Source organism: Sulfurimonas sp. HSL3-2, from assembly GCF_039645965.1.
Lineage (GTDB): Bacteria > Campylobacterota > Campylobacteria > Campylobacterales > Sulfurimonadaceae > Hydrocurvibacter > Hydrocurvibacter mobilis.
The window spans coordinates 255,256-281,359 of sequence record NZ_CP147917.1 but is presented as its reverse complement, the minus strand read 5'-3'; the positions used below and the strand labels follow the sequence as shown (position 1 = coordinate 281,359).

At 39.5% G+C, this 26,104-nt stretch carries 26 protein-coding genes; 4 read left to right on the top strand and 22 right to left on the bottom strand.

Translation table 11 applies throughout. The annotated features are described in order from the left end of the window. Window positions 1–112: 112 nt before the first annotated feature. Both WCX87_RS01525 and WCX87_RS01520 read right to left on the bottom strand, forming a co-directional pair. Window positions 113–1,429 (bottom strand): Na+/H+ antiporter NhaC family protein, encoded by a 1,317-nt coding sequence (locus WCX87_RS01525; RefSeq protein ID WP_345980283.1) that lies wholly within the window; start codon window positions 1,427–1,429, stop codon window positions 113–115. A gap of 51 nt (window positions 1,430–1,480) precedes the next feature. Continuing rightward, window positions 1,481–2,107, bottom strand: a complete 627-nt coding sequence (locus WCX87_RS01520) for an acyl-CoA acyltransferase (protein WP_345980282.1) — start codon at window positions 2,105–2,107, stop codon at window positions 1,481–1,483. A 48-nt stretch (window positions 2,108–2,155) separates the two neighbouring features. On the opposite strand from WCX87_RS01520, the gene WCX87_RS01515 reads away from it, so the two are divergent. Further along, a complete protein-coding gene (locus WCX87_RS01515; RefSeq protein WP_345980281.1) occupies window positions 2,156–2,857 on the top strand; it encodes a L,D-transpeptidase family protein in 702 nt (233 codons plus the stop codon). A gap of 54 nt (window positions 2,858–2,911) precedes the next feature. Continuing rightward, a complete protein-coding gene (locus WCX87_RS01510; protein WP_345980280.1) occupies window positions 2,912–3,661 on the top strand; it encodes a flagellin in 750 nt (249 codons plus the stop codon). A 13-nt stretch (window positions 3,662–3,674) separates the two neighbouring features. Here WCX87_RS01510 and argS read toward each other — a convergent pair whose 3' ends face one another. The 8 genes from argS to rpsB form a co-directional block, all read right to left on the bottom strand. Further along, window positions 3,675–5,276: an arginine--tRNA ligase gene (gene argS, locus WCX87_RS01505; RefSeq protein WP_345980279.1), complete on the bottom strand. Its 1,602-nt coding sequence runs from the start codon at window positions 5,274–5,276 to the stop codon at window positions 3,675–3,677. Window positions 5,277–5,279: 3 nt separating this feature from the next. Next, a complete protein-coding gene (locus WCX87_RS01500) occupies window positions 5,280–5,516 on the bottom strand; it encodes a twin-arginine translocase TatA/TatE family subunit (RefSeq protein ID WP_345980278.1) in 237 nt (78 codons plus the stop codon). Between the two features lie 76 nt (window positions 5,517–5,592). Next, window positions 5,593–6,207: a guanylate kinase gene (gene gmk, locus WCX87_RS01495; protein WP_345980277.1), complete on the bottom strand. Its 615-nt coding sequence runs from the start codon at window positions 6,205–6,207 to the stop codon at window positions 5,593–5,595. Beyond that, entirely contained in the window at window positions 6,197–8,095 is a 1,899-nt protein-coding gene (locus WCX87_RS01490; RefSeq protein WP_345980276.1) for a hypothetical protein, read from the bottom strand. The genes gmk and WCX87_RS01490 overlap by 11 nt, the downstream gene beginning before the upstream one ends. Window positions 8,096–8,191: 96 nt before the next feature. Next, complete coding sequence (gene fliR / locus WCX87_RS01485) at window positions 8,192–8,956, bottom strand: flagellar biosynthetic protein FliR (protein WP_345980275.1); 765 nt, start codon at window positions 8,954–8,956, stop codon at window positions 8,192–8,194. Continuing rightward, entirely contained in the window at window positions 8,956–9,600 is a 645-nt protein-coding gene (locus WCX87_RS01480) for an ABC transporter ATP-binding protein (RefSeq protein ID WP_345980274.1), read from the bottom strand. Before WCX87_RS01480 ends, fliR begins: the two co-directional genes overlap by 1 nt. Before the next feature lie 91 nt (window positions 9,601–9,691). Next, on the bottom strand, window positions 9,692–10,759 hold the full coding sequence (gene tsf, locus WCX87_RS01475) for a translation elongation factor Ts (protein ID WP_345980273.1): 1,068 nt from the start codon (window positions 10,757–10,759) through the stop codon (window positions 9,692–9,694). Between the two features lie 2 nt (window positions 10,760–10,761). After that, window positions 10,762–11,532 (bottom strand): 30S ribosomal protein S2, encoded by a 771-nt coding sequence (gene rpsB / locus WCX87_RS01470; protein ID WP_345980272.1) that lies wholly within the window; start codon window positions 11,530–11,532, stop codon window positions 10,762–10,764. Window positions 11,533–11,846: 314 nt separating this feature from the next. Between rpsB and WCX87_RS01465 the strand changes: the two genes are divergently transcribed. Next, on the top strand, window positions 11,847–13,415 hold the full coding sequence (locus WCX87_RS01465) for a DUF3373 family protein (RefSeq protein WP_345980271.1): 1,569 nt from the start codon (window positions 11,847–11,849) through the stop codon (window positions 13,413–13,415). Window positions 13,416–13,453: 38 nt separating this feature from the next. On the opposite strand, the gene WCX87_RS01460 is transcribed toward WCX87_RS01465, so the two are convergent. From WCX87_RS01460 to mqnP, 7 genes are read right to left on the bottom strand one after another with little or no spacing between them, the layout of a single operon-like run. Continuing rightward, window positions 13,454–13,957, bottom strand: coding sequence for a peroxiredoxin (locus WCX87_RS01460; RefSeq protein WP_345980270.1), 504 nt, complete (start codon window positions 13,955–13,957; stop codon window positions 13,454–13,456). A gap of 17 nt (window positions 13,958–13,974) precedes the next feature. Continuing rightward, window positions 13,975–14,580, bottom strand: coding sequence for a DedA family protein (locus WCX87_RS01455; protein WP_345980269.1), 606 nt, complete (start codon window positions 14,578–14,580; stop codon window positions 13,975–13,977). Beyond that, the gene (gene murG / locus WCX87_RS01450) at window positions 14,580–15,596 is read right to left on the bottom strand and encodes an undecaprenyldiphospho-muramoylpentapeptide beta-N-acetylglucosaminyltransferase (protein ID WP_345980268.1); all 1,017 of its coding nucleotides are present in this window, start codon (window positions 15,594–15,596) and stop codon (window positions 14,580–14,582) included. The genes WCX87_RS01455 and murG overlap by 1 nt, the downstream gene beginning before the upstream one ends. Continuing rightward, window positions 15,593–16,780: an FtsW/RodA/SpoVE family cell cycle protein gene (locus WCX87_RS01445; RefSeq protein WP_345980267.1), complete on the bottom strand. Its 1,188-nt coding sequence runs from the start codon at window positions 16,778–16,780 to the stop codon at window positions 15,593–15,595. The genes murG and WCX87_RS01445 overlap by 4 nt, the downstream gene beginning before the upstream one ends. Before the next feature lie 4 nt (window positions 16,781–16,784). Further along, window positions 16,785–17,297, bottom strand: coding sequence for a hypothetical protein (locus tag WCX87_RS01440; protein ID WP_345980266.1), 513 nt, complete (start codon window positions 17,295–17,297; stop codon window positions 16,785–16,787). Further along, on the bottom strand, window positions 17,284–17,814 hold the full coding sequence (locus WCX87_RS01435; RefSeq protein ID WP_345980265.1) for a hypothetical protein: 531 nt from the start codon (window positions 17,812–17,814) through the stop codon (window positions 17,284–17,286). The genes WCX87_RS01440 and WCX87_RS01435 overlap by 14 nt, the downstream gene beginning before the upstream one ends. After that, window positions 17,811–18,671, bottom strand: coding sequence for a menaquinone biosynthesis prenyltransferase MqnP (mqnP, locus tag WCX87_RS01430; protein WP_345980264.1), 861 nt, complete (start codon window positions 18,669–18,671; stop codon window positions 17,811–17,813). Before mqnP ends, WCX87_RS01435 begins: the two co-directional genes overlap by 4 nt. 62 nt (window positions 18,672–18,733) lie before the next feature. Here mqnP and miaA point away from each other — a divergent pair, with 62 nt between their 5' ends. Then, window positions 18,734–19,624, top strand: coding sequence for a tRNA (adenosine(37)-N6)-dimethylallyltransferase MiaA (gene miaA / locus WCX87_RS01425; RefSeq protein WP_345980263.1), 891 nt, complete (start codon window positions 18,734–18,736; stop codon window positions 19,622–19,624). Here miaA and WCX87_RS01420 read toward each other — a convergent pair. From WCX87_RS01420 to WCX87_RS01400, 5 genes are all read right to left on the bottom strand, one after another. Further along, window positions 19,621–20,079: a TM2 domain-containing protein gene (locus WCX87_RS01420; protein ID WP_345980262.1), complete on the bottom strand. Its 459-nt coding sequence runs from the start codon at window positions 20,077–20,079 to the stop codon at window positions 19,621–19,623. The genes miaA and WCX87_RS01420 overlap by 4 nt on opposite strands. Window positions 20,080–20,152: 73 nt before the next feature. Beyond that, on the bottom strand, window positions 20,153–20,641 hold the full coding sequence (locus tag WCX87_RS01415) for a DUF4190 domain-containing protein (RefSeq protein ID WP_345980261.1): 489 nt from the start codon (window positions 20,639–20,641) through the stop codon (window positions 20,153–20,155). 15 nt (window positions 20,642–20,656) lie between these two features. Further along, window positions 20,657–22,993: a flagellar protein gene (locus WCX87_RS01410; protein ID WP_345980260.1), complete on the bottom strand. Its 2,337-nt coding sequence runs from the start codon at window positions 22,991–22,993 to the stop codon at window positions 20,657–20,659. 49 nt (window positions 22,994–23,042) lie between these two features. Then, window positions 23,043–24,551, bottom strand: a complete 1,509-nt coding sequence (gene nuoN, locus WCX87_RS01405) for an NADH-quinone oxidoreductase subunit NuoN (RefSeq protein ID WP_345980259.1) — start codon at window positions 24,549–24,551, stop codon at window positions 23,043–23,045. After that, window positions 24,551–26,101, bottom strand: a complete 1,551-nt coding sequence (locus WCX87_RS01400) for an NADH-quinone oxidoreductase subunit M (RefSeq protein ID WP_345980258.1) — start codon at window positions 26,099–26,101, stop codon at window positions 24,551–24,553. Before WCX87_RS01400 ends, nuoN begins: the two co-directional genes overlap by 1 nt. Window positions 26,102–26,104 lie beyond the last annotated feature (3 nt).

Sequence of the window (26,104 nt, the reverse complement as noted above, 5' to 3'; positions counted from 1 at the left end):
AATTTTTTTCATATTTATTTGATTAAAATGAGTAATAAAGTAACATTGTTACATTTAGTAATGTTACCTATTTACACATTTACTGCTTATAGTAACGATCTAAGTCTCTATTTTACATGTAAGAAAAGATCACGAACATTACAGATGCTACCAAACCGGATATCAGAGCATACGGAAGTTGCGTTTTTACATGTTCTACTACATCACATTCACTGGCCATCGCAGAGATTATCGTCGTGTCGGAGATAGGTGAACAGTGGTCTCCAAAAACTCCTCCGGAGATCACAGCCCCTATGACAAGGGGGATATCGGCTCCCATAGCCACTGCCATCGGTATGGCGATCGGTGTCATGATACTAAACGTCCCCCAGCTGGTTCCTGTTGAAAACGACATGATGGATGAGAGTACAAATATTATCAAAGCCAGATAATGAACCGATAAGATATTGGATGCAAATGATGCCAGATACAGCCCGGTTTTGAGTTCATCAGTCACATTTCCTATGGCAAATGCAAAAAGTAGGATTGTTGCGATTGGTATCATCTTCTTAATGCCCTCAAATGAGAGAAAAAGACCGCGTTTTATGCTCATCACCCCATCTAATTTATAATATAAAATAGAGAAAAGCGTCGTAACGATCATGGTATAAAATATTGAAGACGAACCGCTTCCTTTGAGTATATTTCCGTCTCCTGTGATATATAAAAAGAGAAAGACCAATACGACCATCAATATGATCGGATATACCATATGGCCTATCTTCCCAAAGCCATACTGTCTTGTAGGGTCGTTAATGACGACTGCATTTTTCATCGGTCCGATATCTATGTTAAACCAGATCACCAAGAATGTCACAACAAGTGCGCTCATCGCGTAAAAGTTATATGCGATGGATTTTAAAAGGATATCTATACTCTCACCGACTAAAACACCGGCTAGTATCTGCGTAGATATAAGTCCTAATAGAAGTGCTCCCCAGCCGTTTATCGCCAAAAGCGAGCATACCGGTGCGGATGTAGAGTCACAAACAAAAGCAAGCTTTGCCCGAGACACGCCGTGACTGTCCGTCAAAGGACGACTTACCGTACCTGCGATAAGTGAAGTTATCGAAGACTCGACAAATATCAGTATTCCGATAAAATAGGCTAACAATAGTGAAGCACGTGCAGAAGTGATGATAGAGTGTTTTTTTTGTACAAAATGGATAAAACCGCCGATACCGCCCGAGTTTTCTATAAGTATCACTATGGAACCGACTAGAAGTGCGAATCCAAGAGTCTTTAATATCCAGGCTTGCGACAGTAGAGTAAAAAAGAGTGTAAAAGTAGCGTAAAAAGTATCTACAAAAGAGAAGTCATTGAGTAGAAATAGCCCTAAAACGATGCCTCCAAAAAGCGATACTAAAACACTTCTGGTAAACAGCGCCAAGAGTATGGCTACAAAAGGCGGAAGGACACTTAAGTAATCTATGTGATTATCCTACAGATGAAATTCTAAAAGAGCGACTCCGCTGCGCCCAAAATTCTCTTTAAAGACTTCGCATTTTTTTTCATCGATCACTTTAAATCCGAGTTTTTTATACACGAGCATGATATCGGCAGAACCAATCTCGACTATCGTATGGACAATGCGGTAACCCTTTAGACTCGCAGTTAAGAGACTTTTCTTTAAAAGCTCTTTGATTATCACCAGCCCGCCGAATCCATCCTGCTCTGTTAAAAAGTCCAGCATCCATGTTCTTTTATCACTCTCAAACCCGCAAAGAGAGATCATGGAAGCGCGTTCTTCATACTCTTCACTGACACCCATTTTCTCAAGTGCTGTTTTCAATAATTCCGGTGTTGCGATCCTGGGTTCATAGTTACATAATGTGCCGACATGCTTCCCTTCAACAGTTGCAATAAAAAAATTTGAATAATGGCAATATGTCTTTATATCGGAAGTGGTAAGCTGCTCCAGTTTCTCCAATAATATATCATCGTTCTCTACATCAAAAATAAGGTCAAATATACCTATCTTCTTGCCCGCTCGAGAACTCTTCAACATTGATAAAGCTAAAAACTTAGAATCATCCTTAGAGGCTTTTCTAACATCAATTTTTTTCATTATTTTGCACTTTATATTATTTAAATCTTACTAATAGTATCATATTTTATGATAAAAGTATTCTTAATCTTTGTACTGCTTCAATTTAACACTCTCATGGCACGTCAGATCGTTTTAGTAATAGCAGATGATTTCAATTCAAGCAAGGCGAGACTCTTCGGTTTTGAAGGTTCAAAAACAGTTTTTAGCAACATCGATGTCAATCTGGGAAGATCGGGATTGGCTTGGGGCGTGAAGGAAAAAGATTTCATTCATAAAGGCGCCGAACCGTCAAAATATGAAGGTGACGGTAAATCTCCTGCCGGGATATTTCCTATATCGCGCAGCTTTGGATACGGCGAAAATGTTTTTTTGCTTCCATACATAAAAAGCACTCCATCCACAATATGTGTCGATGATGTAAAATCTTCTTTTTACAATAAGATCATAGATATGCAAAAAGAAAGACCCGACAGCTTTGAGTTTATGAAACGTGATGATGAGCAATACAAGATTGGTGCCGTTGTCGAGTATAACGCTAATGCCGTAAAAGGGAGAGGTTCATGTATATTTTTACATGTACAAAAAGAACCCGGCCATCCGACTTCCGGGTGTACATCTATGAGATACGGGGATCTTCAGAAGATCTTACAATGGCTTGATCCGAACAAAGACCCTATCTTGGTACAGGTTCCAAAAGAGTATCTCGATGAAGTCTTCAAACAGTTTCCACAGATAAGCAGTAAGAAGATAATTAGTACAATAAAATAAATATAGTTTTAGTTAAAAAGAGTTATCATAGAGATACAGTAAAGGAGTTCTATCATGCAGGTAAATAGTTCTACAAACAACTCTTTATTATATATCAATGAGCATAAGAAGAGTGCGGAAGGTTCTTTAAATAAGATATCTACTGCCAAAAACGAACAGCTTGACGATGCTTCTCTTGCTCTTATAGCAAGTTCTATCGGAAACGATATCGGTACTCTCTCGCAAGGATTGCAAAACGCGACAGATGCGACAAGCATAATGCAGATAGCCGACGGAGTCCTTCAGGGTCTGTCCAAAAATGCAGAGGAATTGAGTGTACTTGCGGTCAAATCTAACAGTGCTGCACTTTCTAGTGATGAAAAAGCTGCACTAAACACGAGAGCAGATGCGATAAAAGCGAGCATGCAAGACAGCGTAAACAGTGCATCTTTTAACGGACAGGCGATATTTGGCAGAAGTATGGAGTTTTCACTTGGAAATAGTACCATAGCTACAAATGTCTCTGATATCAATGTCGATAATCTGAATTTAAACGCACCTGACAGTATCTCAAACTTTATGAAGATTTTAAATAGTATGCGCAGTGATGTAGGGTCTACCGTTAATGCTTTAAAAAGTTCAACGGATTCTATCTTGACTCAGATAGGTTCTTTATCATCTGCTAAATCGCAGATGAATGACGCGGATATTGCAAAAGAATCTGCAAACTTTGCTCAGCAAAACATGATGTTAAATGCTTCACTTATGGCACAAGCTCATGCCAAGAGTGTTAACGCAGCCAGAGTTTCTCAACTTCTAGGCTAAAAGAGGCTTTTTATTAAGCCTCTTCCTCATCACGGACCATTCTGTCCTTAGCTTCGATCCCAAGCAGACTCATACCTGTTTTTAACGAAAGTGCAACGACCTCTAAAACTTTTAGAAGTTTTGCTTCATCTTCAGTTCCTATGATCCTGCAGTCATAATAGAATTTATGCAGTTTCGCTGCAAGAGACTTCAGATAATCCGTTAGTTTTTGGACTTGTCTTGAACTAAAAGCATCTTCAATGATCTCCGGCAGTAAAAGCGCCTCGAATAAAAGAGAATCGGCATCACTGCTTAGACCTTTCAATGATGCTTTTTCTATATCTTCTGCTGAAAGATCACTCTTAGAGATCAAAGTCTTAATACGTGCATGAGCATACTGAATATAGTAGATAGGGTTCGAGCTGTCTTGCTTTTTAAACTCTTCAACATCAAACTCTAAAGCAGTATCGCTCTTTTTTGAAGCAAAGATGAATCTAAGAGCATCAGAACCGATCTCTTCTACGATATCACTCATAAGTATAACATTGCCTGCACGTTTACTCATCTTGTACGGCTCGCCGTCTTTTAAGAGACTTACCATCTGAGACAGAAGCACTTCAAGTTTTGAACTGTCATATCCTAAAAACTCTACGGCAGCTTTTACACGCGGTATATAACCGTGGTGATCTGCTCCCCAGATGTTGATATAGTGTTCATAACCTCTTTCAAACTTCTGGTTATGGTACACGATATCTCCGGCAAGATATGTCGGACGTCCATCTTCACGTACAACGACTCTATCGGCATCATCACCCTTAGCTGATGAGGCAATAAACATCTTGTCGTCTTTTTTATAGATACCTTCGCCCATCTTAGCCATGACTCTGTCCCAGTCATCATATAAAGAGGACTCGTTTACAAAAGTGTCAAAGTGAATATTTGTATCTGCCAATGTTTTTACGATAAGTTCCATCACTTTGTCTTTTGCCCAAAGTGCCAACTCTTTTTGACGGGACTCGTCAGTCAGTATCTCTGTACCGAATTTTTCTACAGCATCTTTTGTGAGATCTGTCATATATTCGCCGCGATAAAAACTCTCAGGCCACTCGATATCTTCGTTTAAGATATTCGCTCTTCCCTCAAGCTGGATAGACAGACCAAGAAGATCGATCTGATTACCCGCATCGTTTACATAGTATTCAGCTGTTATATCATGACCAAGGTGACGACCAAGACGTAAAAGAGTATCTCCATATACTGCCCCGCGAGCGTGACCGATATGTAAAGGACCCGTAGGGTTTGCACTTACAAACTCTAAAAGGATCTTCTCTTTTTTATCTGATGTACCAAATTTATCTTGATTTTTTAGAACCCATGAAGCATACTCATCTAAGAATGTTTCACTCAAACGAAAGTTGATATAGCCCTGCACAGATTCTACAGAACTAAACATCTCATCTTCACCGAAAGATGAACTTAGTTCTTCTGCTATCACCATTGGCGACTTACGTAGTTCTTTTGCAAGAGAGAATGCTATTGGAGTAGAAAAATGCCCAAAACTTCTGTCTTTAGGCTTTTCTAAAACAACGTCTCGATCAAATTTTTCGCGTAAAAGCGATCCAACTCGTTGTTTCAATGCTTATGCTTGTTTTGTAGTTGATGAAGGTGTTTCTTCTGTGCTTGAAACTTTTGTATCAGTCTCAACTTTTTTTGGTTCTTCAGAAGATGCTGTTTCCGGCTCATCTTTCATCTCATTTTTAAAACTTTTTATACCTTTTCCTAAACCTTTTGCAAGTTCTGGAATTTTCTTACCACCGAATAAAATAACAATTACAAGAAGGATAATTATCCATTCCCATCCACCAGGCATTCCCATGACACTCCTTTTTAACACAATAATATCACAATATTTTAAATATCAGAAGTATATCTACGATTTGCTGTATATGCCCTTAGTTTTCCCAATCAATTATAAACTTATTGATCTCTGTAGTAGGGATTTTCAGTCTTGCAGCTTTGGCGATAGTAATCAGATGTTTTGCGGCTTTGTCTAAATCGTCATTGACAATAAAAAATTCATACTCAGAGATACGCTGAACCTCACGTTTTGCCATACTTATACGGTTTTGAATGATCTCTTCACTGTCCGTACCTCTAAAGCGCAGTCTGCGCTCAAGCTCTTTTAGACTCGGGGTCGTAATAAACACAGATGTCGCGATATCTCCAAATCTGTTTTTAACAGACATATTTCCTTGAACATCAATATCAAACAGTACCAACTTCCCTGCCTTCAATGCTTCTTTGACAGGCTTTACAGATGTCCCGTAGTAGTTTCCGTGGACAAGCGCATGTTCTAAAAACTGCTCCTCTTCTATATCTTTTTTAAACTCTTCAAGTGTCACGAAATGATAATCGACACCGTTTACCTCACCCTCGCGCATCGCTCTGGTAGTGGTAGAGATAGAAAAATAATACGCTCCTATCTCTTCTGAAACTTTCTTGATCAAAGAACTTTTTCCGGCTCCGCTTGGACCCGAAAGAACTAAAATGGCACCACTACTTTTCAACTTTATCTCCAAATGAAATGTTTATAGTTATATTAGCACCTTTTAATGAGGCTGCTATATCATCGTTACTTAAGGCTTTTAAGAGTGACTTTAATGCTTCTACACCCTCGTTAGCTGATTTTTCTATCTCTATATCTTCTCTCTTTCCATCAGCTTCTACAGGACTTGTCTCCGCGATCTCATCTTCGATCTCTTCCTCTTGAGGCTCGATCACGATCTCCTCTTCAGGTTCTGTCTCTAGATCACCTTCTACTTCTTCGCCAAGAGCGATTTTAAGCGCTTTCTCATCCAAGTTCGAAAGTTCACTCAAATCATCTGCATCTAAATCCAAATCTATCTCCTGCTCTAAATCTTCTTCTGTCAGATCATTTACTGCCGTCGCGATCTCATTTTCCAGTTCATCTAATCCAAGTTCCTCATCTTCTGAAATGTCAAGTTCATCTGAGAGTTCAGGCTCATTTGGTTCACTTTCTTCTTCCATGTCATCAAAGTCGGACTCTTCCATGAACTCTTCTGCAGCTTCATCCTCTTCAAGCATCTCCTCTTCTTGAGGCGTCTCATCTTCAGTAGGTTCTAACTCATCTAGTTCAAGTTGATCCAATGCTTCAGTTATGTCAGTATCATCATGTTGCGGTTGGAAGTCTTCATCATCACCTAAATCTAAGTCATCAAGATTTAGTTCATCGCTCAACTCATCATCAAGTTTATCCAGTTCTTCACCTGCATCTGTATCTTCATGATCTTCCATAGTTTCTTCTTCGTCTATCGCCGTCAATTCATCATCAAGTTCATCTTCATCTGAAAGTTCAAGTTCATTCTCTTCACCTAAGTCCAGATCATCCAGATTCAGCTCATCGCTCATCTCACCAAGTTCATCTGCAGTTTCGTTTTCTTCTGCTACTGTCTCAGAAGCCTGATCTTCTTCATTCAGGTCTAACTCATCTAGATTCAATTCATCACTTAATTCATCATCGAGTTCATCTGCTTCTAGCTCTGAAGGTGTCTCTTCGATATCCGGTGATCTGTCCTGATCGGTGGTAGAGACTACTTTGAAATCCTCACCTAGATCCAGATCGTCAAGATTGAAATCTTCATCCAGTTCAAGGTCATCCAGCTCTTCGATCTCTTGATCTGCAAGAGGTTCTAATGCTTTATCTTCATCCAACTCAAGGTCATCTAGATCGAACTCATCATCTAGTTCCCCAAGTTCAGCATCTTCTTCTATTTCATCCGATTCTGTTTCATCCAAAAGGTTCTTCACCTCTTGCACTTCATCATGGTCAAGTATAGAGCCTGTGAGTTCCTCATCTGAAAGCTCTTCACTCTCCAGTTCCAAATCGTCCATCTCTTCATCTTCAAGTTCATCTGTGTTCATATCGAGCTTACCGAGGTCTAATTCATCATCGCCAAGTTCCAAGTTTTCAAGATCAAGATCATCATCTAATTCATCAAGACCCTCTCCTTCAGCTTCGAAAGAAAGTTCTTTATCTAAATCAATATTATCCAAGTCGATATTATCTAGATCCAAATCCATATCTATATCATCACTGCTTTGTGGCTCCGGCTGAGTAAGACTATTTGAGATAAGACTGAACATTTCTACTAAATCTGTAGGTAAAAACGGTTTTTTCACCTCATTGTCAAATCCTTCAATACTCTCCGATCCTCTAGAGACCATATACATAGAACGCTTATAAGATACCTTCTCTTTTAATGCATCCATAAGTTCCGGAGAATAGATTGTTTCATCGATTATAACAAGGTCATATTCGTTATTTTGGATATCATCTGTATTATTTATTATCTCGATCTCGTTACCAGTTTTTTGAGCACTTAACGTAACAAGTTTACTGACAACCGGATTATCATTTAGCAGTAGTATATTCATATTATGATGTCCTTGGATGATTTATAGAATTTGACTTATTGTATCAAAAAAAAGTTGAAACCTCTGAGGATTTACGCTTTTCTTGAGAGGATTCTCTTAAAAAAGCGTCTCCAGCCAATTAAATGAATCCTGCATCTGAATCTGGAGGATTAGCATCGCTGAGGCAAAGGTAGCGATCAAAACAGCGAACGAAACGATTATCTTTATCGGGAATCCGATGACAAGGAGATTGAACTGCGGCATCGTCTTCATAAGCATCCCGAATATAATATCTGCCATCCATGATAATGCTATCAAAGGGAAGGCAATAGTAAAGCCTACGATAAACATATTTGACGCAGCATGGATGATATAACTAAAAAGATTTTTCGTGATCATAAAGCCGCCAAGAGGAATGGCACTAAGAGACCTGTCTATAAACATAAGCATCCAGTGATGCAGGTTCAATGAAAACAGTACCATAAGCGCCATCAGAGAAAGAAACTGGCTGATGATCGGCATCGATACTCCCGATTGCGGATCGATCGCACTTGCCATTGAGAAACCCATAACAAACGAGATCTGCCCTCCGGCAAATGTGATGACGTTAAATGCGAGCTGCAGTACGATTCCGATAATAAGCCCGAACAGCAGCTCACTGAGTATTGCGAGCACCAGATTAACGACATTTATTTCAAATGTAACAGGCTGCATAGAGGAGTAAAAAACGACCGTAAAGAAAAAAGCCATCGCCGTTTTAAAGACCATGGGAATACTTTGGTGCGAAAATATAGGTACGGCGATAAAAAGCGAAGCAAATCGGAAAAAAAGAAGTATGAATCCTACAATATTCGTATCTGTAAATATTGTTGCATAATTCATTATTTGACCTGTAACAGCTCTTTGTTTTCCAAATGAAAAACCTTGTCACATCTGTCTGCCATGCTCTCGTCATGCGTTACAAGAACAAGTGCGGCCTTGTTGTGAGAAATATACTCATCAAAGATGTTCATCACTTCTGCTGCCGTTTTATTATCAAGGTTTCCGGTAGGCTCATCGGCAAAGATGATGCGCGGTTTTTTTGTAAGGACTCTGGCTATCGAGACGCGCTGCTGTTGTCCGCCTGAAAGTTCACTCACCTTTTGATACATCACTTCTGCGATGTTAAGTCTTTTTAAAAGTCCTTCGTCTATCTCTTCATGAGAGAGCATCGAAGCCACTTCAAGATTTTCCATAGCACTGAAACCGCGGAAGAGATAATGAGACTGAAAGATGATCCCAAGATCGTTGCTTCTCAGGTGTACAAGATCTTTTGCAGTCAGTTCTTCAAGGCTTTTTCCCAATATCTCGACATTTCCGCCTTGCGGATTTAAAAGTGTAGAAAGGATATGCAAGAATGTCGACTTACCGCTGCCGCTGACTCCGGTAATGGCGATCTTATCTCCCTCGTTTACATGTAGGGATATATCTTTAAAAAGTTCATAGTCGAACGAATGCGATATGGAAGTGGCTTTTAGTAAATTCATAAGATGGATTATAACAAAGTGAATATAAAAGAAAGGGTAAAATTTATTTTAGAGAGTTTAAAAAGGGAAAAAGTGGATAAGGGGGAAACCCTTATGCCATTTGAGCTGCAACTTCTGCTGCGAAGTCATCAACTACTTTTTCTATACCTTCACCTACTTCTAGGCGGAAGAATGCAGTGATCTTAGCTGTACCGCCAGCTGCTTTACCAGCTGCTTCAACAGCTTGTGCAACAGTCAGTTTGTCATCAAGAACATAGTTTTGATCTAAAAGTGCTTGCTCTTTGTCTAAAGTCGTGTTATCATCGATAAAACGAGCTAATTGACCAGGAACGATTTTATCCCAGATCTGCTCAGGTTTATTTTGAGCTTTTAACTCAGCTTTGATATTTGCTTCAGCAGTAGCTAATACTTCCGGAGTCAATTGAGACATAGAGATGTATTGAGGTACATTTTTAAGAGGTTTTTTAAGACGAGCAAGCTCTTCATTCTCTTTTTTGATAACTTCAATACGACCTATTGTTTCGTTTTCTACGAAAGTAGGATCGAAATCTTTATAGCTTAATGTAGTCGGTTTCATAGCAGATGCGTGCATTGCTACGTTTTTAGCCGTATCTATCATAGCTTGAGCAGTTTTAGCACTGTCACACTCGATAGCAACGATAACACCGATACGAGTATTTGAGTGAACATAACCGTTAACGATAGTGTTTTCGTTACCAGTCAATGTAGCTATACGGCGGATCTCGATTTTTTCACCGATTTTCGCAACAGCTTCATCGAATGTTAAAGCAAAAGACTTTCCGTCGATCTCAGTTTCACGAAGTGCTTCAGTTGTATTACAGTCTGTAGCGTACGCTTGAGAAACAGATTTTGCAACAAGGTCTTTAAAACCGTCATTTTTAGCAACGAAGTCAGTCTCAGAGTTAACTTCAACTAGAGTAGCTTTTGAAAAATCATCAGCTATTTTAAGACCGATTGAACCTTCAGCTGCAACGCGGTCAGCTTTTTTAGCTGACTTAGCGATACCGCGTTCACGAAGGAATTCAACTGCTTTTTCAAAATCACCATCAGTTTCTGTCAGTGCTTTTTTACAATCCATCATCGGTGCATCAGTTGCTGTACGCAACTCTTTTACCATTGCTGCTGTAATTTCTGCCATGATTATTCTTCCTCTTCTGCTGTTTCTTCTGCTTCTACTTCTTTTGCATCTGCAGCTGCCAACTCTTCTTCTACATCAGTAGTAGAACCGCCGTTTGCTAATGCTTTACCTTCGTTGATCGCTTCAGCCATTTCGTTACAGAAAAGTTGAATCGAACGGATAGCATCATCATTACCCGGGATTGGGAAATCGATAAGATCCGGATCACAGTTAGTATCTAGTGGAGCTACGATAGGAATATGTAAACAACGAGCTTCTAAAACTGCGATGTGCTCTTTTGCCGCATCTAGTACGAAAAGCATATCAGGAAGTTTTTTCATATCACGGATACCACCGAAATAAGCAGCAAGTTTCTCTTTTTGACGAGAAAGCATTAAAGCTTCTTTCTTAGTTAATAGTCCCATTTGACCGTTTTCTTCCATTTGCTCGATAGCCTCAAGTTTACGGATAGATTTTTGGATAGTCTCGAAGTTTGTAAGCATCCCACCTAACCAACGGTTTTCAACATATGGCATACCACATTTGATAGCTGCTTCTTTTACAGTGTTACGAGCTTGTTTTTTTGTTCCGACGAAAAGTACAGTTTTTCCTTCAGCTGCTGCATCAACAACGATTTGGTATGTATTACGGAAATAACGTAATGTTTTTTGTAAATCGATGATATGGATGTTTTTACGCACACCGAAGATGTATTTTTTCATCTTTGGATTCCAACGACGAGTTTGGTGTCCGAAGTGTACACCACATTCTAATAGGTCTTTCATAGTTACCATTATAAGGTCCTTTAAAGGCTTTTTCAGCCAGAAATTTTGTCGGTTATCTTGGGTATTACCAGACATCTTCCTCTATTATTTCAGAAGGGATGCACCAACGTTTTGGCATATACTTGCTTTGTTTTTCTTTGTTTTAAGGAAAGAAAATCGCGGAATTATACAAAACTTTAGTTTAAAAACTGCTGTTAAAACAAAGGTAAAATTAGATTAATTAATAGCTGATAGAATGGGTTTAAATTAGTTTTTATAATATATTAGTTACTATGCACAGACAAGAAAATATTACAGAAATGTAATAAAAGGGGATATAAATAATGAAAAAAACATTACTGGTGTCTTTAGCGGCAGCGACTCTACTTATAAGCGATGCAAGTGCAGCGACGATGTATGATCGTTTCGAGGCTATGGAAAAAGAGATGAACAAGTTAAAAGCAGAACTTGCAAATCTAAAAGCGAAAGAAGCGAATTCAGAAAAAGCAGCAATGCAAAAAGATGACGCTGAAGAGGATGACTCAGAAGAGAAGCCGATGGCATCAAAAGCATCAAGTGATGATGAAGAAGATGACGATGAGCCGACAGTCGAAGAGAAAATTTCAGACATGCAAGACAGCATTGATAGTTTAAATAGAAGAACAGGCGGAAATCATTTAAAATTTACTGCGGATCTTAGAACAGCTGTTGAAAATCTGCAATACAAAATGGCAGACGGTACAAAAAATGAAAACGATGCATTTTTAACTAACAGATTATGGATCGGGACAAACTGGGCTGCTACTGACAATATAAGTTTTACGGCTCAGCTAGCTTACAACAAAGCTTATGGAGCAAGAAGCGGTGCAAGTACGAATAACTCGTACGAAAACTTTGACTGGATCACAAATGAAAATGCATATGATGATACACTAAGAGTCCGTTCAGCTTACTTCTTTTACAGAAACAATACATTCTTAGGAACAGATATCCCATGGACATTTAGTTTAGGACGCCGTCCTTCGACAAACGGACATCTTGTGAACTTCCGTGACGATGATCCTGCTGCATCACCGATGGGGCACACTATCAACGTTGAATTTGATGGACTTAGTTCTAAATTCTCACTTGAAAAAGTAACAGGTGTCAGCGGTATGTATGTGAAGTTTTGTGCAGGGCGCGGGATGACGAATGCTGCACCGAAGTTTTCTTCTACTCCTTATGCGAGTAACGCTCAAGAGATCAGTAACATCGATCTTGCCGGCCTTATCTTTGTACCGTATGATAACGGTCAATATAAAATCGGTACACAGTTTTACTATGCTAATAACCTGATAGATGAAGTAAACGCTTCTAATCCTAGTGCCGGTATGAAAACTGTAGGCGGTCTTTACAGCGGTACTGTTAACTTCGTAGCAAACGGGATCGGTGACGGTATCAGCGACTTCCTTGATGATACTATCTTCTTTGTAAGCGGTGCATGGTCTCAAACAAATCCTGACGGCGGCAAATATATGCTTGGAAGCAAGGATTCAGAAGCAGGTTACTCAGGGTGGGTAGGACTAAGAATACCGTCATTGATCAGCGAAAGCGGAAAATGGGGATTTGAATACAACTATGGTTCTAAATACTGGAGAAGTATGACTTACGGTGAAGATACAAACATAGGTTCAAAACTTGCAGCCCGCGGTAATGCTTATGAAGCGTATTTCACTGAGCCTTTAATAGACAATATTCTGACACTTCAGATACGTTATACATATATAGATTATGAATACAGCGGAAGTAACGGATTCTTTGGAGAACAAACAGGTACTCCGATGACTATGAGTGAAGCTGTCGCAGCCGGATACGGTTCTCAAGTAGTTGATACTGCTCAAGATATCCGTTTCTATATCAGATACAGATATTAAAACTCTTTTACATGTAAGCGATCGCTTACATGTAACACTTACCCTCTTAACTCTTTAAGTTTCTCTTTCACCTCATCTACATGAAGTTTCTCTATCGTCTCGCCATCTTTTTTACGTTTAACACGTACTTTTACATTGTCCCAACCCGCAGCGATCTTACCGTCCGGTGATATGATATAGGTCGTTCTCACGATCCCCATATACTCTTTGCCGTAGTTTTTCTTCATCTTCCAGACATCGTAATCCTGCATCATCTTTGTCGATGGATCACTAAGAAGTGTGATCTCTAGATCATGTTTATCAATGAACTTTTGATGAGATGCCGTAGAGTCTGCACTTACACCAAGGATCATCGCATCAAGTCCTGAAAACTCCACTTGCGCATCGGTAAAGTCACAAGCCTCGTTCGTACATCCCGGAGTATTGTCTTTCGGGTAGAAATACAACACTATCCATTTCCCTTTGATATCTCTAAAACATATCTCCACATCATCTTGATTCGGCAGACAAAAGTCAGGTGCCTGTGTTCCTATTTCTAACATAAATATTCTCCTTAGTTTTATTTAACTATTTTTCTTTTTTTATAAAAAACATATCCGGCGATCAACAGTATCACGGATAAGAGTGTTGCAATTGTAATCTCTTTTAAATAGATAGAGATCAACTCTTGGTTCTTCCCTATAAAATATCCAAGTGCTATTAAAATGATGCTCCATACTCCAGCACCTGCTCCCGTATAGACCAGAAATATCTTTAGATTCATCTTTGAAAGACCTGCGGGTATGGAGATAAGCTGTCTGATACCCGGGATCAGTCTTCCCGTGAACGTAGAGATATGCCCATGGTTTTCAAAAAAGTTATCCATTCTCTCTAGTGAGTTCTGACTGACAAAAAAATACTTTCCGTATCTGTTTAAAAATCTTCTTCCGACAAACATCGCAAGATAGTAGTTTATTAAAGCACCGAACAGCGAACCGAGTATAGAAACAAGAAATACAAGGTACAGATTCATCTTTCCATCGGCTATCAATACACCGGCAGGGATAAGGATAATCTCGCTTGGAAACGGTACGAAAGAGCTCTCTACCGCCATAAGCAAGAAGACACCCAGATACCCCCAGTCAAAAACGGTAGCTAAAAGCCATTGTGCAAAATCTGCTAACATCATATACTCTTTTCAAATAGTTTTATCATCTCATCTGCGACATCCCTATGCGAATGTTCGATGAGTTTTTTACTTTTACCATGTAACGGTTCATCCAAAACAGCAAGCAGTTTTTTGTCCAGATCGTCACTTTCTCTTTCACACCATCCCATCTGCTCTTTTACTATAAAGTCGGCATTATAAAACTGATGATCTCCCGCTGCATATGGAAACGGCACAAAAAATGCGGGAAGACCGTTGGCACAAAGTTCCCAAAGCGTACTTGCTCCTGCACGGCTCACTGCCAGATCGGCACGTGAGATAAGCGAAGGCATATCTTTTGTAAAAGAATAAAGCTCGACCTCTACGCCAAGTTTTTCATACTCCTGTTTGACTCTTTCATAATCACGCTCGCCGCATTGATGAATGATCTTTATTCCTCTTTGTTTTAAAAGAGTGCTTACATGTAAAGCAAGATCGTTTATTGCTTTTGCACCCTGCGAACCGCCTAAAAATATGATGGTCTCTAACTTTTCTCTGACTCTTGCAGAGTTAAAAAAGAGCTCTTTTACAGGATAACCCTGAATCGGTGAATCTTTTTCATATGCAGATATAAAAACTTTGGCACGCGGTCTTAAGATGGAGTTTAATCTGCCGACCACCGCATTTTGTTCATGAATAAAAAGAGGTCTGCCTGTAATAACCGAAGCAAACGCTGCAGGAGCTGCAGAGAATCCTCCCACACTTATGACTGCATCGATATGATGTTTTTTAAGTATCTTTCTTGAGTGTAGTACCGCTTTAAACACTTTATAAAGTGCTTTTACCTTCGCAAGACCCTTTTTGTTCACAACACCGGATGTCTCTAAAAAATATACGTGGGAGAAACTGCTGTGCTCTTCAAACCACATTCTGTCCTGTCCGCTTGTCGAACCGATAAAGATGACCTCATGTCCTCTTTGTACGGCAGCACTGCAAAGCGCATCTGCGATACTTAAATGTCCGCCTGTTCCGCCACCCGTTATACAGAACTTCAATCGTTAAACCTTTTTTTGTCCATATTGACTTTTTTTGACGCCATCAGCACCATACCGATTCCGATGGAAGCTGCGATGATAGCAGAACCTCCATAGCTTAAAAAAGGAACGGAGATCCCTTTAATAGGTGCAAGTCCGCTTATCCCGTAAGCATTGATCAAAAACGCAAATGAGATAAGAAGCCCGATACCCAGGCTAAACAGATAGTTCACAGAATCCTCTGAGCGGTTTGCGATCTTAAAGATACGCTGGAGTATCCATAAAAATATAACCGTAACCGTCAATACTCCGATAAAACCGAACTCTTCAGATATACCCGCTAAGATAAAGTCCGTATGCACCTCACTTAAAAATCCAAGTTTAAAAGTACCGTCTCCTAATCCTACGCCGAATATCCCGCCGTTATGGATAGCGTTTAAAGAGTGCCCTATCTGGTAAGGTTCCGTCGATGAAGGAACACGCAGGTGCGATGCGACCGCATCGGGTAAAAGCTGCAATATTGAGTTTTGTGCCAGTGACCACCATGATTTTATACGCAATATCCTATGTTCAGCCGTCAGGACAAAAAAGGCGAAAAAACTGAAAGCACTAAATAATAGAACAAGGAAAAACTTAAAACTGCTTCCTGCAAACATAAGCATAAAAAGCAGTGTCAATCCAAGGACTACGACCTGCCCGAGATCGTTTTGTACAAAAGCGATGATAAACATAATGGCAACAAAGATGACCGCATAGGGTAAGAAACGCAGAAACTCCTGCTTGATCCCCATACCGCCGTGATAACCGAGCTTTCTTGAAAAACTCCACGCCAAAAAGTAGATAAACCCGATTTTAAAAAATTCAACAGGAGCCAATGAGAAACCGACGATCTTTATCCATCTCTTCGCACCGCCTACTTCTGATACCAGACTAGCAGGTAAAAACGGCATTATTATCATTAAGAACATCGAGCCGATAAGCAGAGTAAGTCCAAGACGATGCAGCCAGACATCGGAATCCAGCTGTGCCAAAAACCACATTATCGAAATTGAAAGCACTCCGAAGGCTGCTTGACGGATAAGAAAGTGGAACTCTCCCGTGTCAAATAGGATAACGGTATATGTTGTAAGGGAATATGACATCAGGATACTGATAGATATCAATATCGATGTCAATAGAAAAAGTTTTCTGTCTGCCGTATACATTATCTTATCTTAGCTGGTTTATTTTCAGTACAAACTCAACCTCAGCTTTAGAGAGGTGCAGCTCTTTAGAGATCGTGTCTACGTCGATCCCCTGTTTAAACAGTGAAGTTATCTTGCTGTCATCATTCCCGTGTACCGATGAGGGAAGAGAGATCTGACGGATACCGCCTTCAAGATTCGAGAGTCTTGAATCAACTGCCACAGAAAGATCGGACAGGTTCTGTTCGATCACTCTGATATTTGATTTAACAGGGTTTATCATATCAAACACGCTGCGCTCGATCTCCTCATATATCTCATCATCGTTCATAATTCTTTTTGTATCAGATACAGACGACTTTTTATCCAGTTCATACAACTTTTTTTCTATCATATATATCTGACGGTTTGTGTCTTCAACCGCTGACGCGACAGCACGTATGTTTCTTGTAAGCTGTGCATCTTTTGCAAAAATATAGTAGATTATATAAAGGATTATTACGCCGATGGCTATTAAGATATATTCAATCGGTATCACTTTTACCCTCTTTCATCTCTCTGATTAATATACGTTCACGAGCGGTCAGATACGTGCTCCACTCTTTTTCATCTCTTTCATGCATCTTGATTATCTCTGCAATAGAGCCGTCAAGCGCTTTAAAATATACGCCCACATCTCTTTTTGGATACACCGGCATCTCTATTCTTCCATAGTATTCTACACCTTCAGTAAGCAGTTCATCTTTTAATTTGAAGTGATTAAAACCTATGCTCTCGATATCTGCGCTTTGTGTAAGTTCTATACGTACAGGAATCTCATTTTTTATAAACTGCTCAAGATGATCTATCTTTCTATGAAGCTCAACCATCAGGTTTAATAAAACCGGATCACTCTGAGCTGTCTCGCCGCGTGCTTTAGCAAGTTTTAGCCACTGGGATATCGGATCATCATCCGTTTGACTGAGTTTATGATACTCGCGTAAAAAACCCTCTTCATCCTCTGTTACCGGACTAAAGACAATGGAGATCGGAGCTGGAACTAAACGTATATTCATGAGAAAACCTTATCTAGTATTATAAATATAAAAAACACGATTCCAAGATAACCGTTGACTGTAAAGAACGCTCTGTCTATCTTGGTGAAATCTTTTCTGACAAGATAGTGTTCATATGCCAGCATCAACGCACTGAAGACTACGGCTAAATATGAAAAAAGACCTAGATCCGCACAAACTGCAAAGAAAGCCCAAAAAAGTACGGTCATTAAGTGAAAAAATGCAGATATGACAAGTGTCGCTTTCACACCGTAGCGTGATGGGATGGAAAACAGACCGTTTTTCTTATCAAACTCTATATCCTGTAAAGAGTACAGCAGATCAAAACCGGCGACCCAGAACATCACCCCGACACTCAGCATAATAGACCAGGCCGGTATGCTTTCCTGCACGGCAACGACTCCTGCAAGCGGAGCAAGTCCCAAAGAAACCCCGAGAATGATATGTGCCGCTTCGCTAAATCTCTTAAAGTACGAATAACTCCCGAGTATAACTAAGATAGGTACTGAGAGATAAAACGCCAGGTTGTTTATAAGGTATGCGACTGCGATGAACACCAACCCGTTCACTACAGTAAAAATAAAGATCGATGTTGGGTCAAGTCTTCCGTCGACACTCGGACGGGAAGCCGTACGCGGATTTGATGCATCAAACTCACGATCTGCCCATCTGTTGAGCCCCATGGCAAAGTTTCTTGCACTTATCGCCGCTAATGCGCCAAGAACAAGCAGTTTAAGGCCAAACCATCCGTCGGCCGCAACGACCATCGCGATAAATATGAATGGCAGAGAAAATATAGAGTGCTGAAACATAACCAGTTCATTAAAATCTTTTAATCTGTTTATATATTTTTGCACAGCGGTTCCTATAAAACTATTTTTTTATTATTTTAGCGAAATTAAGCTGATATAATTTCAATATGAAACAAATCGCAATTATTGGTCCGACTGCATCGGGCAAGAGTGATCTCGCTCTTAACATCGCCCAAAAACATGATGCATATATATTGTCCATCGATTCTCTTAGTATCTATAAAGAGATAGATATCGCTTCTGCAAAACCCTCAAAGGAAGAGTTGGCTTCAATAAGACATTTCGGTATAAATGAGATATATCCCAATGAAAACTTCAGTGTAGATATTTTTATAAATATCTATAAAGATGCTCTTTTAAAAGCGAAACAGGAGAGTAAAAACCTAATAATTGTCGGCGGCAGTACTTTTTATCTAAAATCTCTTCTTCAAGGTCTCTCAGAGATCCCGAAAATCGATCAGAACATAAAAGATGAAGTAGCAAAGATGCTCTTACATGTAAAGGATTCTTACGAGCTTCTTTACGGTCTGGATAAAGAGTATATGAAAAATATCGACTCCAACGATGCCTATAGAATAGAGAAGATGCTTCTTATCTACAAAGCTTCCGGACTTACTCCTACTGAGTGGTTTTTAAAGCATCCTCCAAAGCCAATCATAGAAGGCCTTGAGATATACAATATAGACGTTGAGAGAGAGCTGCTAAGAGAGCGCATAGAAAAAAGATCTAAAAAGATGCTGAACATGGGTATCATAGATGAAGTCACAAGACTGGAACATCGATATACAAGAGAACCAAATAGCATGAAATCGATCGGGATATTAGAAGTCTTAGAGTATCTTGACGGATTGGTAAGTAAAGAGAAGATGTTGGAAAACATCTCGACACATACGGCTCAGCTGGCAAAACGCCAGCAGACTTTCAACCGTACGCAGTTTAAAGATATCATCTCAGCTCCGCTTACAGAGCTGGAGAAGATCATCGGTTCGAAGTTTTAGAACCAGCACTTTTTGTTTTTAACATAGATCCTGTCAAAATCAGCATCTGATTTGAAAAAGTAGATCAACGCTTCAATAAATGCTATAACACCTATGATCAATGACGGAATACCGACAAGGAACAGACCGAAAAACCACACTGCGATCATTACTATGCCGGCTGTTGTACAACCGATGTAAAACTTATGGATACCAAACGCACCTAAGAAAAGAGCCAATATCCCCGCGACTATTTTGCTTTTATCACCGCTAGCCGCTGCAGCTGCAGGTTTCACTTCTGCATATATTCCTGTAGCCACCCCCTCGGCAGCTTCAAAGTCGACCTCTACATCTTTTGCCGGATGAGCATCCGATGACTTCCATTCTGCATTTGTAAAGCTATATCTCTGTCCATCTGCACCGGATATAACACCTTCCCCTGATTGTAAGTTAAAATCTAAAACTTTACCTTTCATACACTTCCTTTAAAAATAACAAATTCCGTTTTATTTTACTGGGTATAGTATTAATTATTCATAAAGTTCATGACTATTGCATCTGAGACATACTTGCCAGGACACCTACAAAAAAGAGTGCGATAAGCAAATAAAGCAGAATCACTATATAGCCTAAGACCAGTCCCGCAACGGCAAAGCCGTCACCGCCGAGTCTCCCATGGCTGTTTTTAATGTTAGAGCGTGCCACATGTCCTGTTATAATCGCTATGACAGAAGGTATCGCAAAGAACCACCAATCAAAGAACAATCCTCCGATGCCGAATATCATACTAATGATTGCGGCAACAGATGTTTCCTGTGTTTGAACGGAAGTATTGTCATATTTACTCTGCTGCTGTTCTATCACGTATATCTCTACGGCATTTCCCTCTTCAACAGTAAAGTCTACGACTACGTTCTTTGCCGGATGCACATTTTGTGTTTTCCATTGCGATGCCTGAAAATTATATCTCTGTCCGTCATCTGCAGATATCACCCCGCTGCCCGTCTGAATAGTGTAATCTAAGATCTTTCCCCTCAAAATCTACTCCCTTATTTAAATCAACTTTATAGCATCAGCAGCAAGTTTTGCCCACGGGGAGTCTTTGTCAGCTTCTATCGACTTATTGAACTCCTCTTTTGCTTCGTCATATCTCCATTGCTTTTGTAAAAGTGAACCTAAAAGATATTTTTGTCTTGCTCTTTGCTCTTTTGTCAACTCTCTCTCATCAAGTGAATACAGCGTATCCATTGCTCTTGTCGTGTTGTCTTTATTTAAATATGCCTGATACAAAGCAAACTCCACATACGGAGACTGGGTATACGATGATGTCTCTCTCTGCAGATCCATCACTTTTTGTGCATATGTGATGATGATATTGTCATCTTTTAAAGTACTGCCTAAAGTCATCATCTGAACATACCGTTCGATATCTTTAAAATCATCACCAAATGCAGCTGTGATCTTTGTCATCATCTCGATCATCTTGTCATTATCACCGACTCTCTGATAAGCATCGAAAAGGAGTCTATAGATATCAAGATATGGACTTTTTTTATCTTTATCTATAAGTTTTACGAGATCATTACCCATTGCTATCGAATCTTTATAATCCCCTATTTTAAAATCTACATCAGCATATTGATACATCCATTTCATACGCTGTGTCAATATTTTAGAATCTATATGGTTAGACGCTATCTCTTTTGCCTCATTAAACTTCGAGACCTTCATATAACAGTTAAACAGACCATCGTCAAACTCATTTGAAAGCTTGATGCTGTACTCGCCGGAGATATCTATAACATCGCTGCATTTTCTCTCTTTGAGTCTCTCTTTCATCAGATTTGTCGCAGCTTTATTGAGGATCGTATCTACATCTTTAAATACCGTTTTGTCCAATGCCGAAAGTTGCTCTTTCATATTGAGCACTTCTGTATATCTCTGATTGTCAAAAAGGAGCTCAGCTTTTTTGTATATCGCCTTTTCGCCTATTGAATCACCGTTGTATGTATTTATCAAGTCGTCATATTTAGCAAGTTTGGCACTTATATTTTGATCAGAACTGTCAAAGAAAAGAGAATCTTTTGTAGTTGTGACCTCTTGTGTAAACTTTCCTAGATCAAACTCTTTTATATACCTGTTAAGCAGTTGTGTCGCTTCTGATTTTTCATCAGTCTTTGCCAGCCATACACCGCTGTTCTTTAGAACCTCTTCATAAAGATCATCGCTCTTTTTCAATTTTGCTAAAACGATCTGAGATATCTTGGATGCTTCTAAATAGATTTTTTTATCTGCTAGATTTTGTGCGAATGAGAGTGCATCTTCGATATCCTTTGTAAAGTACGAAGGATCAGCTTCAAGTATTTTGTCTACATACATCTGTGCTTTTTTTGGCTCGGCGCTGCTTAGATGGTTTTTAGCGACTTTCTCCGCAGCGACAGCAGCAGTCTCGATATCTTTTGTCTCATTTAAAGCACGGGTATAATACATAAGCGCTTTTTTAAAGTCTCCGGAATCACTAAGTTGATCACCCTTATATATCATCCCTTTTTTAGAAAACAGCGAATCAGTATGCTCCGAAAAAAGTCTGTCGTAAAAGTAGTCTGCATCACTGTTTAACCCTATCTTGCTATACGCCATTGCAGTCAATGAAAGTATCTCAGGTACATTTTCGTCCGAAGAGTAAGTGCGCAGATATACTTTAGAAAGGGCTATAACATCATCGTAATGACGGAGCTTTGAAAGGACTTTGATCTTATAATATATCAGTTCGCTCATAAATATCGAATCCGGATATGCCTGTATGATCTCATCAATGATCGATAAGGCATCTGCATAATCACCTTTTTCATACTTTCTTTTAGCTTTTAGATATGCAGTCACATCTCTAGCTTCTTTGATATGAACCGGATTTCCTTTGATGTCCAGACTACCTACATAAAGCAGTTCGTTTTCGGTAAAGGTAACAGGCATATTAAGTCCGATATCGGGAGTCTTATCCTCTTTGAGTAGTGAAAACTTCTCTTTATATCCGATCATTACCCATGATTTTGACAGTTTGACATTCGATTTAAAGATCGTCGTGTCTTTTGTAAGATCAAATACATCAGGGAGCAGTTTCATCTTGTATGTAGGTGTGACTATGAGAAAGAATGTGTCTTTTTTGACTTCGCTGACAACACTGAAAAAATCATCGTTTAATGGTTTAATAAGCTCTTCAGGCTTTTTTGAAAACGCACAGATAACTTTTTTTATATTGTTAAAATCATCATATTGAGGTTCGCATATAAAGGGGGTGTTTTCTCTTACATGTAAGATAGTATATTTATCAAAATTCTCTTTACCGGCTTGAAATGTTATCTCAAGCGCGTAAAGATAAAATGGAGTCATAAGGAGAAGCAGCCATTTTAACACTTATCTTACTCCCTATATTTTTTTATTAGTATCCGCTATTGTACACAAATGTAGTTATAAATTGTAATAATGGATCTATTACGATAACAGCAAAAACAGTTCCTACTGCTGCGATACCGATAATCGTACGAAGTGAAGTCGAAGCATTCATCGAATACACTTTGCCTTCAAGACCCGGTACCGGTTCTTTCATAAACATATATACTATCAGTTTTACATAATAGTATCCAGCTATAGCTGAATTAAGTGCCATGATTAATGCCAGTACTACGTATCCTGATGTCACTGCTGAAGAGATCATATACAGTTTACCCCAGAAAAGTCCAAACGGAGGAATACCTGCAAGACTTAACATAAACAGTGCCATCACTGTCGCGACTAAAGGTGCTGTTTTTATCATACCTGAGAACTTCGTATACGGATGGTCTGAACTTTGACCTGCCGGAAGATTTTTCTGGCGTGAGATCCATAGCATAGAGAATGATCCAAGGTTTGTAAACGTAAACAGTACCCAGTATAAGAACAGTGCCGAGTTTGCCTGAGTAGTAGCGATTAAAACCGCTGCCATTACAAAACCTGCATGTGAAATAGAACTGTACGCAAGCATACGTTTTACGTCAGTTTGTACAAGTGCCCAGATGTTTGGAAGCGTCATCGTGATGACAACAGTTGCATAAAGGATGACATCAAGCCATACCACACCGCTATGGACTAAGAACTCAAATAGACGCATAGCAACGACAAAACCGGCTATCTTTGGAACGATAGACATATATCCTGCCATTGAAGCACTTGCACCCTCATAAACGTCAGGAGCCCAAGTATGAAACGGAACCAAAGAAAGTTTGAATCCTAATGCCGCAAGCATAAATACAACAGCGACTAAAATAAACGGTAAGTTCGCATAACCGTCAGCATGGAAAACTGCAGCTATTTGATGGATCTCTACAGAACCTGTCAGTGCATAGAAGATCATCGCACCAAATGCATAAAAACCTGCTGCGAGTGCTCCCATAGTAAAGTACTTCACTGCTGCTTCAAAAGATTTGTTTCTGTTGTGAAGAGCGATCATAGTATATAGTGCTAAAGATGCCGTCTCAAGTCCTACAAAGATAAGGATCAGGTTATCAGAAGCCACCATAAACTGGAATCCTGCGATCATAAACAGGAACAGTGCAAAGAACTCAGAATATGAGAACTCATGGAAACGCTTAGACGTAAGCGCAAGAGGCATAAACAGGATCGATGCACCGACAATGATGAACTGAGACAGAAGTGCGATACCGTCTATTAACATCAGGTCAAAATAACCAAGCAGTGTTCCGTTTGTATTGAACTCAATAGAAAAATCTATTAATGAACCAAAATCAAGAAGTACGAAAAGCAGACTCAGCATTACGTACATAGATTTATTTAGATCTTTTTTGAAAAGATCCAAAACTAATATAAAAAGTGCACCGATGACTGGAATAAGCATAGGTACCAAAGTCGCAATATTGAGCGACTCTAAAGAAACATTAACAGGACTTAACATTATTTACCCTCCGCTTCAGATTTTTGTATAGTGATTTTACCTTCTAGCGCAGGTATACGAGTTTTAGCTTCAGGCGTGATAGCTTTTTCGTGCATCAATGCAACGATATCCTCGACACTGTTGTTGATCGGCTCTAAAACAGGTTTTGGATAGATACCTAACCAAACAGCTATGATAGTAAGCGGGATCAAAGCCACTAACTCTCTTTTATTGATATCCGGCAGGTTTCTGTTTGCCTCATTCGTCACTTCACCAAAGAAAGCTTTTTTGAACGCGCTTAGCATATAGATAGCACCGACAATGATAGCGATACCAGCTAAAAGCGTAGTGATATGAGACTGGTTATAGAAACCTAGTAAACTCAAGAACTCACCGACGAAGTTGATAAGTAACGGAAGACCTACTGATGCCATCATCATGATCCCGAATATTGTCGCATATCTAGGCATAACGTGAGCAAGTCCGCCGAATTCACTCATAAGCTTCGTATGACGTCTGTCATAGATAACACCGACAAGCAAGAACAGAGCACCTGAAACGATACCGTGACCGATCATCAAGAACACAGAACCTGTGATACCCTCGACATTCAGTGCAAATGTTCCAAGAACGATAACACCCATGTGTGAGATAGACGAATATGCAACGACTTGTTTGATGTCCTCTTGTGCATAAGCCACCATCGCAGTATAGATGATCATGATGATCGAAATAATAGCTATCGGGAACATATAAAACACAGATGCATCAGGGAACATCGGCAGTGAAAAACGGATAAACGCATACGTACCCATTTTAAGCAGAACAGCCGCAAGTATCACAGAACCGATAGTCGGTGCTTGACCGTGTGCATACGGTAACCATGTATGGAACGGGAACATAGGAACTTTAATCGCAAAACCGATAAAGAATGCCGCAAATAACCATAATTGATAGTTCTCAGGAAGGATCAGACGGTACCACTCTAAGATTGAGAAGCTCCATACACCCGTTGCCTGATAGTATAAATATGCCATAAAAAGCATACCCACAAGCATGATAAGTGAACCTGCAAATGTATACAGGAAGAACTTAACTGATGCGTATATACGTAAAGGACCACCCCATGCACCGATGATATAAAGCATAGGTACTAAAGAAAGCTCCCAGAACACATAGAATAGGATCGCATCTAATGCAGCGAAAACTCCTACCATAGTCATCTGTAGGAACAATAACGTGATCACCATGTTCTTGATCTTTTTAGTCTCACCTAATGAAGCGATACCAAGCATCGTAAATAGTGATGCCATGATGATAATAAACAGAGATATACCGTCTATTCCTAACAGGTAGTTAATACCGAAAGAGGGAACGATAGGCATACTTTCCATAAACTGCATTCCAGAAACACTTGAATCAAATGCAAACCATAAGTATAGAGATACAACGAACTCTATGATAGAAACTGCAATACCGTACACTTTAGCACTGTCTTTATGGACAACAAAGCCAAGTATTGCCGCTAATGCCGGTAAAAATATTAATATTGACAAGATATGATCTAACATCGA

What these genes read in the sequence shown, in the direction of transcription:
- WCX87_RS01520 (WP_345980282.1), bottom strand. Translation starts at nt 2,107, where the DNA reads ATGAAAAAAATTGATGTTAGAAAAGCCTCTAAGGATGATTCTAAGTTT.
- WCX87_RS01515 (WP_345980281.1), top strand. Translation starts at nt 2,156, where the DNA reads ATGATAAAAGTATTCTTAATCTTTGTACTGCTTCAATTTAACACTCTC.
- WCX87_RS01510 (WP_345980280.1), top strand. Translation starts at nt 2,912, where the DNA reads ATGCAGGTAAATAGTTCTACAAACAACTCTTTATTATATATCAATGAG.
- WCX87_RS01500 (WP_345980278.1), bottom strand. Translation starts at nt 5,516, where the DNA reads ATGGGAATGCCTGGTGGATGGGAATGGATAATTATCCTTCTTGTAATT.
- WCX87_RS01490 (WP_345980276.1), bottom strand. Translation starts at nt 8,095, where the DNA reads ATGAATATACTACTGCTAAATGATAATCCGGTTGTCAGTAAACTTGTT.
- fliR (WP_345980275.1), bottom strand. Translation starts at nt 8,956, where the DNA reads ATGAATTATGCAACAATATTTACAGATACGAATATTGTAGGATTCATA.
- WCX87_RS01480 (WP_345980274.1), bottom strand. Translation starts at nt 9,600, where the DNA reads ATGAATTTACTAAAAGCCACTTCCATATCGCATTCGTTCGACTATGAA.
- tsf (WP_345980273.1), bottom strand. Translation starts at nt 10,759, where the DNA reads ATGGCAGAAATTACAGCAGCAATGGTAAAAGAGTTGCGTACAGCAACT.
- rpsB (WP_345980272.1), bottom strand. Translation starts at nt 11,532, where the DNA reads ATGGTAACTATGAAAGACCTATTAGAATGTGGTGTACACTTCGGACAC.
- WCX87_RS01465 (WP_345980271.1), top strand. Translation starts at nt 11,847, where the DNA reads ATGAAAAAAACATTACTGGTGTCTTTAGCGGCAGCGACTCTACTTATA.
- WCX87_RS01460 (WP_345980270.1), bottom strand. Translation starts at nt 13,957, where the DNA reads ATGTTAGAAATAGGAACACAGGCACCTGACTTTTGTCTGCCGAATCAA.
- WCX87_RS01455 (WP_345980269.1), bottom strand. Translation starts at nt 14,580, where the DNA reads ATGTTAGCAGATTTTGCACAATGGCTTTTAGCTACCGTTTTTGACTGG.
- WCX87_RS01445 (WP_345980267.1), bottom strand. Translation starts at nt 16,780, where the DNA reads ATGTATACGGCAGACAGAAAACTTTTTCTATTGACATCGATATTGATA.
- WCX87_RS01435 (WP_345980265.1), bottom strand. Translation starts at nt 17,814, where the DNA reads ATGAATATACGTTTAGTTCCAGCTCCGATCTCCATTGTCTTTAGTCCG.
- miaA (WP_345980263.1), top strand. Translation starts at nt 18,734, where the DNA reads ATGAAACAAATCGCAATTATTGGTCCGACTGCATCGGGCAAGAGTGAT.
- WCX87_RS01420 (WP_345980262.1), bottom strand. Translation starts at nt 20,079, where the DNA reads ATGAAAGGTAAAGTTTTAGATTTTAACTTACAATCAGGGGAAGGTGTT.
- WCX87_RS01410 (WP_345980260.1), bottom strand. Translation starts at nt 22,993, where the DNA reads ATGACTCCATTTTATCTTTACGCGCTTGAGATAACATTTCAAGCCGGT.
- nuoN (WP_345980259.1), bottom strand. Translation starts at nt 24,551, where the DNA reads ATGTTAAGTCCTGTTAATGTTTCTTTAGAGTCGCTCAATATTGCGACT.
- WCX87_RS01400 (WP_345980258.1), bottom strand. Translation starts at nt 26,101, where the DNA reads ATGTTAGATCATATCTTGTCAATATTAATATTTTTACCGGCATTAGCG.